This is a genomic window from Streptomyces corynorhini, assembly GCF_003346515.1.
GTDB lineage: Bacteria > Actinomycetota > Actinomycetes > Streptomycetales > Streptomycetaceae > Streptomyces > Streptomyces corynorhini.
In genome coordinates this window covers 1-6,922 of sequence record NZ_QQNA01000412.1, presented here as the reverse complement: position 1 = coordinate 6,922, position 6,922 = coordinate 1, and the positions used below count along the sequence as shown (strand labels likewise).

Annotated in this window: 6 protein-coding genes; 4 read left to right on the top strand and 2 right to left on the bottom strand. The window is 71.4% G+C overall.

All coding sequences use genetic code 11. The features are described from left to right. Window positions 1-102: 102 nt before the first annotated feature. Window positions 103-801, bottom strand: a complete 699-nt coding sequence (locus tag DVH02_RS33690) for a TetR family transcriptional regulator (RefSeq protein ID WP_114627631.1) — start codon at window positions 799-801, stop codon at window positions 103-105. Window positions 802-899: 98 nt separating this feature from the next. Here DVH02_RS33690 and DVH02_RS33685 point away from each other — a divergent pair, with 98 nt between their 5' ends. Further along, window positions 900-1,769: an SDR family NAD(P)-dependent oxidoreductase gene (locus DVH02_RS33685; protein ID WP_114627630.1), complete on the top strand. Its 870-nt coding sequence runs from the start codon at window positions 900-902 to the stop codon at window positions 1,767-1,769. A 70-nt stretch (window positions 1,770-1,839) separates the two neighbouring features. Here the strand turns inward: DVH02_RS33685 and DVH02_RS33680 are convergent, their stop codons facing one another. Next, window positions 1,840-2,895, bottom strand: coding sequence for a lipoate--protein ligase family protein (locus DVH02_RS33680; RefSeq protein ID WP_114627632.1), 1,056 nt, complete (start codon window positions 2,893-2,895; stop codon window positions 1,840-1,842). 318 nt (window positions 2,896-3,213) lie between these two features. On the opposite strand from DVH02_RS33680, the gene DVH02_RS33675 reads away from it, so the two are divergent. The 3 genes from DVH02_RS33675 to DVH02_RS33665 all read left to right on the top strand — a co-directional run bounded on the left by DVH02_RS33675 (window position 3,214) and on the right by DVH02_RS33665 (window position 6,883). Further along, window positions 3,214-4,176 carry a MaoC family dehydratase gene (locus DVH02_RS33675; protein ID WP_114627629.1) on the top strand — a complete coding sequence of 321 codons (963 nt, stop codon included), beginning with the start codon at window positions 3,214-3,216 and terminating at the stop codon, window positions 4,174-4,176. 335 nt (window positions 4,177-4,511) lie between these two features. Continuing rightward, window positions 4,512-5,879 (top strand): MFS transporter, encoded by a 1,368-nt coding sequence (locus tag DVH02_RS33670; RefSeq protein WP_114627628.1) that lies wholly within the window; start codon window positions 4,512-4,514, stop codon window positions 5,877-5,879. Further along, window positions 5,876-6,883, top strand: coding sequence for a hotdog family protein (locus DVH02_RS33665; protein WP_114627627.1), 1,008 nt, complete (start codon window positions 5,876-5,878; stop codon window positions 6,881-6,883). The genes DVH02_RS33670 and DVH02_RS33665 overlap by 4 nt, the downstream gene beginning before the upstream one ends. The last annotated feature ends 39 nt before the right edge of the window (window positions 6,884-6,922 follow it).

The following is a 6,922-nucleotide window of genomic DNA, read 5'->3' as shown; positions in this document are numbered from 1 at the left end:
CCGGGGCACTGCGCGAGCGCCTCCAGTGAAGGCGCTCGCGCAGTGCCCCGGAGCCTCCTCCGCGCGGGAACGCACCGCTCGTGGGCCCGCCTCGCGGATGCCTCACGTCGAGTGGGCCCGCCCGGCCGCGTAGCCGGTGAGCAGGGCGACGAGGATGTCGGTCAGGCGGGGTTCGACCTCGACGACGGAGCGGGACAGCTCCGGATCGGACTCGTAGAAGGCGCGCAGCTCCGTACCCGGCGCGGCCATCTGCCACAGCGCCCCGGCCATCGAGGTCGCGGTCACCACCACACCGCGCGCCCCTTCCGCGTCGAGCGGGGTGAGCGTGCGGAGCAGGGCCGCGACGCGCGCCACCGCCGCGACGGCGCGCACCTTGAACGCCCGGACCGTGTCCCGGGAGACGTTGCGCTCCAGGTTCAGCGGGGTGTGCGCGAGCAGGTCGCAGAAGAGCGGGCGGGCCACCAGCGATCCGGCCAGCACCCCGGCGATCGAGCGGACCGCCCGCTCCCACTCGGGCCCGGTCGCGGCCGTGCGGGGCGACACCGCGCCGAGGTCGTCGCAGACCCCGGCCGCCCACTCCTCCCAGGCGTGCGCGGACAGGCGCAGAAAGATGTCCTCACGCGTCTCGAAGTAGCGCAGCATCGCGGACTTGTGCATGCCGACCTCGTCGGCGATGGCGGTCACGGTCACCTCCCGTACCCCGTGGGCCGTGGCGAGGCGCCGCGCCGCCGCGAGGATCGCGTGCTCGCGAGCGAGCTTGGCCTCGGGGGTGCGGGCGCGCTGGAAGTCGGATGCGGTCACCGGCCGATCATATAGAAACCATGTTGCATAGAGAAACCACGTTGCATTAACAATGCAACGGTGTTGCGTTAATAGCGCAACAGTGTTGCACTAGGGCTATGGACGCGCACCGGCAGACATGGTTCATCACGGGTTCCTCGCGCGGCTTCGGCCGCTCCCTGGCCACCGCCGCCCTGGCGGCCGGCGACCGGGTCGTCGCGACCGCCCGCAGGCCCGAGCGGCTGGACGACCTCGTCGCGAGGTACGGGGAGCGCGTCCTCCCGGTGGCACTCGACGTCACCGACGCCGCCGCGGCCGAGAGCGCCTTCGCCGCCGCGCGGCGGACGTTCGGCCGGGTCGACGTCGTCGTCAACAACGCCGGCTACGCCAACCTCGCACCGGTCGAGACCGCAGAAGAGGCGGACTTCCGCCGCCAGTTCGACACCAACTTCTGGGGCGTCTACCACGTCTCCAGAGCCGCGCTGCCGCTGCTCCGGGAGCAGGGCGCGGGCACGGTGATCCAGTTCTCCTCCACCGGCGGGCGCGTCGGGCGGACCCCGGGGCTCGGCTCCTACCAGGCGGCCAAGTTCGCCGTCGACGGCCTCACCCGCGTCCTCGCCGCCGAGACCGCGCCGCTGGGCATCCGCTATCTGGTCGTCGAGCCGGGCGGGTTCGCCACCGACTGGGCCGGGGCCTCGATGGAGGTCGACGACGTCCCCGCCGCGTACCGCGCCACGGTGGGCGCCATAGCGGACGTCCTGCGCGGCGGCGACGCCGCCCCGGGCGACCCCGACCGGGCGGCGGAGATCCTCGTCCGCGTCGTCAAAGCAGGCGATCCGCCCACGCATCTGCTCCTGGGCGGCGGCGCGGTGCGCATGGCCCTCGACCACTCCCGCGACCAGATCGCCGAGGCCACCGCGTGGCAGGCCGTCTCCTCCTCCGCCGACACCGGCGCGGACTACCCGGTCGACCTGCCCGCCGCCCGCTGAGGTCCTGCCGGGTCGCCTCCGGCCCCGGGGGCCGGGCGGGTGGCCGCCGGGCGGATCGCCTCCGGTCGGATCAGGGGACCCGTGCCGTCCACGCAGCCGTTCCGAACTTCGCCGCGACCAGCTCCTCGGCGCGCGCCAGTTCCGCGTCGGTGACCTTGCCCGTCGTCAGACCGTACCGGCCCCGGAAGGAGTCGATCATCCGCTCGATGACGGCCGCCCGCGCCAGCCCGGTCTGCCGACGCAGCGGATCCACCCGCTTCTTCGCGCTGCGGGTGCCCTTGTCGGACAGCTTCTCCCGGCCGATGCGCAGCACGTCGAGCATCTTCTCCGCGTCGATGTCGTACGCCATCGTCACGTGGTGCAGCACCGCGCCCCGGCCGTCCACCACGCGCTTCTGGGCGGCGCCCGCGATCTTGCCGTGCTCCGTGGCGATGTCGTTGAGCGGCTGGTACCAGGCGGTGATGCCCATGTCCCCGAGGGCGGTCAGCACCCAGTCGTCCAGATACGCGTAACTGTCCGCGAAGGACAGGCCGGAGACGAGGGACTGCGGCACGGAGAGGGAGTACGTGATGGTGTTGCCGGGTTCGACGAACATCGCGCCGCCCCCGGAGACCCGGCGCACCACCGTCACCCCGTGCCGCTCGGCGCCCGCCGGGTCGACCTCGTTGCGCAGTGACTGGAAACTGCCGATGATCACGGCGGGCGCGTCCCACTCCCAGACCCGCAGCGTCGGCGGGCGTACCCCGGCGGCGACCTCGGCCGTGATGACCTCGTCCAGCGCCATGTGGAGGGCCGGGGACTGCGGCGCGTCGTGGATCAGCTGCCAGTCGTAGTCGCTCCACTCGGTGGCCCCCGCGAGCGCCCGCCGCACGGCGACGGCCACGCCCTCGGCGCTCAGCCCGTACATCACGGTCCCCGCGGGCAGGGCCGCCTCGATCCGCGCGGTCAGCCCGGCGGCGTCCGTGTCGGCGGGGGCGCCCTCCAGGGCCCGGTCGATCGCCCCGATCGCGTCGTCGGGCTCCAGGAAGAAGTCCCCGGCCACCCGCACCCCGCGCAGCGCGCCGTCCGTCACGTCCAGGTCGACCACGACGAGCTTGCCGCCGGGGACCTTGTACTCACCGTGCACGCCCATGCCTCCGCCTCCGCGCGGGCCCCGGACGGGCCCGTTCCGACCAGCCACAACGCCGCTGCCGTGGCCTTCATTCCGCCCGGCGCGCGGTCGGCGCGTCCCGCCCCGGACCCGGCCGGACCCGCCCGTACCTGCCCGGACCTGCGCGGAAGCGGGCGCACGGCCGACGGTGGATCGGCCGCTTCGACGGGGCGGCGCGGAGGAACTCAATTCAGCCGCGACCGGCTTATTGACACGACCGATTGGCCAGATCTAGCCTAAGGGCTAGTCGTCTAGACGAATTTGGCCCACTCGGGCCCTTACCCGGAGGTGACGATGGAGCCGCAGACGTCACACCTGAAGGAAGCTCGCTACGAGCTGGTCGAGACCCCGGAGCCGATGGGCCCGGTCCGTGTGACCGTGGACCGGCGCAAGGTCCTCGACTACGCCTACAGCGAGGACGATTTCGGGTCCTGGTACTTCGAGGACTCCCCATTCGGGGGCCCCGTGGGCCATCCCCTCGTCCTCGCCAACGACCTGTTGTTCCTCTTCTACGAGAACTACGACGGCAACACCGCCCAAGGGCTGCACACCCACGAACACCTCACCTTCCACGCGCCGGTCAAGGTCGGCGAGACGGTGACGGTCGAGGGCGGCTACACCGAGAAGTACGAGCGCCGCGGACAGGGCTACGTCGTCCTGGAGGCCGAGGCGCGCGGCGACGACGGACGGCTGCTGGTGCGGCACGTCGGCAAGGAGATCATGCGGACCGTGGCCGGCGAGGTCACCGGCCGCCACCGCACGGCGGGTGACGCGCGGCCACGTACGGTCCTCGGCACCGTCGACCCCGCGGTACCGGTCCTCGACCGGGCCCGCCTCGACGCTCCCGCGCGCGCCGCGCTGCCTGCGCGTACGACGGTCTTCACCCAGGACCAGATGTCGGTGTTCTCCTGGGCCGGGCAGGGCTACGCCAACGTCCACACGGACGTGGGGAAGGCCCGGTCGTCCGGGCTCGACCGCACCATCGTCCAGGCGCAGCAGCAGACCGGGTTCATCATCGCCAACCTGGTCGACGTGTTCGGCACGTCGTTCTTCACCTCCGGGGAGCTGGATCTCCGGTTCGTCTCACCCGCCTTCGTCGGTGACGAACTCACCACCGGCGGTGCCGTCGTGGGCGCCTCCGGCGACCGCCTCGACCTGGAGGTATGGGTCGACAAGGCCGACGGGACCCGTACCGCGCTCGGCTGGGCCTCGGCCCGCGTCGAGGATGCCCAAGACCGTCCCGTACGCCTGATCTGAGCAGACCCGAAACACCCCACAGTCCCCACAGGTCCCACAATCCCCACAAGGTCCACAGTCCTCACCAGTCCCACCGGCCCCGCCGCCCCACCGGTCCCAGGCCCTGTCCGACACATAGCGCCGTCCGGTGCGTCGCACTCGCTCCGCCTCGGCGCTGTGGATGCGTCGTCCGGACGCCGAGCGCTCTCGCGAGGCGGAGGATCACCCGGGTACGGGACGTACTCGGATGACTCCGACCACGCGGCGCGCGTGCGTACCGGACACCGCGAGCCAGGCGGGATCTGTCGGACAGGGCCGAGCCGCCCCCGTCAATGCGATCGACAACGGAGTCATCCATGGCGCCATCAGCCATCACCCCTTCCGCCGCCGAGCAGGAGCGGACCACACTCGCCAAACGCGCCGCCGTGGCCAGCCTCGTCGGCACCGCGGTCGAGTGGTACGACTACTTCATCTTCGGCACCGCCTCGGCCCTCGTCTTCGGGAAGCTGTTCTTCCCCAACGAGGAGGACCCGATCATCGGCACCCTGTCGGCGTTCGCCGTCTTCGGCGTCGGTTTCTTCGCCCGCCCCGTCGGCGGGGTCGTCTTCGGCCACTTCGGCGACAAGTTCGGCCGCAAGGCCGCTCTCGTCACGACGCTCATCATGATGGGCGCCTCCACCTTCCTCATCGGGCTCCTGCCCACCACCAGCCAGATCGGGATATGGGCCCCGATCCTGCTCGTCCTGCTGCGGCTCGTCCAGGGCTTCGGTGTGGGGGGCGAGTGGGGCGGCGCCTCACTGGTCGCCGTCGAGTACGCCCCGGCGCACAAACGAGGCGCCTACGGCAGCTTCCCCCAGATCGGCAACGCGATCGGGCTCGTGCTGTCCACGAGCGTCTTCGCCGCGGTGTCGATGCTGCCGGACGACCAACTGCTCAGCTGGGGCTGGCGCGTGCCGTTCCTGCTCAGCGCCGTACTCATCGCGGTCGGCCTGTTCATCCGGTTCAAGCTCACGGAGACGCCCACCTTCCAGGCCGCCCAGGAAAAGCTGGAACAGCAGTCCACCGAGGAACAGGGCAAGGAGCGCATGCCCATCGCCGAGCTGTTCAAGCGGTTCAAGCGACCGCTGCTCCTCGCCATGGGCATGCGCCTGGGCGAGGCGGTCTTCGGCTACATCATCCTCACCATCGGTCTGACGTTCGCCGAGAACTACACCGACGTCCCCCGCACCCACGTCCTGATCGCGGGCAGTGTGGCCGCCGCGTTCGCCATCTACACCTACTACTTCTTCGGGAAGCTGTCCGACCGGATCGGCCGACGCGCGGTCTTCGTCATCGGCTCACTCGTCGGCATCGTCGTCACCTTCCCGTTCTTCTGGATCCTCGACGCCGACGCGCTGGTGCTGACCTACGTGATCTACGTGGTGGCGTACGCGATCGGAGTGGGCGCCCTCTACGGCGTGGAACCCGCCTTCTTCTCCGAGCTGTTCAGCACGAAGGTCCGCTACACGGGCCTGTCCCTCTCTGCCCAGATCCCCAGCGTCTTCATCGGACTGTGGCCGCTCGCCTCGACCGCCCTGCTGGCGGCGACCGACGGGGATCCCTGGCCGATCGCCCTCATCACGGTCATCGCCCTGCTCATCGGCATGGTGTGCGCGCTCCTGGCCCCCGAGACCAACAAGACCGACATGACACGCGTGGGGGAAGACCCCGAGGAGTCCCGATGACCGACCAGTCCGCCCGCCCCTGGCGGGACCTGACCGATCCGCGCCGCGCCGGCACCACAGGCGACCTCGAAGCGGGCCTGAAGGAGCCCGAGTTCGAGAACCTCGCCATCCCCGAGGAACTCGGCACCGTACGGGTCGTGATCGACGACCACAAGATCAAGCGGTACGCCTTCGCCCACGACGACCACGCGCCCTGGCACCTCACCGGAAGCCCGTTCGGCGGCCGGCGGATCGGGCACGCGGCCCTGCTGGGCAACGACCTCGTGCAGTTGTTCACCCTCGTGTACGCGGCCAGCCAGGTCGTCGGCTACCACACCGAGGAGCAGATGTGGTTCGACAGCCCGGCCGTGCTGGACGAGGTCGTCACGCTCAGCGGCACCTACACCGAGGCGTACCGGCGCCGAGGCCAGGGCTACGTCGTCATGGAGGCCGGGGCCACGGGGGAGGACGGGCGCAGCATCGTGCGCCATCGCGGCGTCGAGATCCTCAAGACCGTGCCCGGCGACATCGGCGGACGTGGATCGGCGACCCCCGAACGCCGGGTGACCGGCGAGGTGCCCGAGAACGCGCGGGTCGTCGGCACACTGGGCCCGGACGTGCGCCCCGGTGACGTGCTCGCGCCCCTGGGCAAGTCGGTCACCGCCGAGCAGGCCGCCGTGTTCAGCCGCGTCGGCGAGTACGTGCGCAACATCCACAACGACATCGGCGCCGCCCGCGCGGGCGGCCTGCCCGTGCCGATCGTGCAGGGGCAGCAGCAGTTCGGCGTACTGGCCCAGCTGCTCACCCTCCGCTCGGGCCCTTCCTTCCTCACCTCCGGATGGATGCGCGTCAAGTTCCTCGCCCCGCTGGAGGTGTTCGAGCCGTTCACGTCGACCGGCGTCGTCACCGACGTCACCCCGGTCGACGGCGGCCTCCGCGTCGACCTGGAGATCTGGGCGCGCCGCGACAGCGACGCCCGGCTCATGACGGCCGGCTGGGCGGCCGTGACCGTCCCCGCGTCCTGACGCCCCCCGCGGCCCGACCGGCGGCCCCGCCCGCCGGCC